At 66.2% G+C, this 278-nt stretch carries 1 protein-coding gene; it reads right to left on the bottom strand.

The window, feature by feature from the left end; all coding sequences use genetic code 11:
- The coding region (locus APY03_RS07090) for an AcaB family transcriptional regulator (RefSeq protein WP_157103385.1) at window positions 1-278 on the bottom strand (278 nt) is incomplete at both ends.

Genomic DNA, 278 nt, shown 5'->3' on the forward strand with positions numbered 1-278 from the left:
GCGGCAAAGCCCAACTGCGCATTGACGAACAGCGGCAGCTTGACGGGCTGCACGTTGAGGTTCTCGCCCAGGGTCAAAGCGGCGGGCACGCCGGCCAGGGCCTGGTCCACTTGTTCGCGCAGCGTCTGCAGCGTGGTCTTGGTCTGGTCGAGCTTGTCCTCGATGCGCAGCATCCACCAGTCGCTGTACGGGTCGTCCTGCTCCGAGCCGCGCTTCATCTTGTTCATGACGGCGATGTAGCCGTTCAGGCCGACGATGCCCGGTCGCCCCTCGGCGGC

The sequence above is a fragment of the Variovorax sp. WDL1 genome (genome assembly GCF_001541225.1).
Lineage (GTDB): Bacteria > Pseudomonadota > Gammaproteobacteria > Burkholderiales > Burkholderiaceae_C > Variovorax.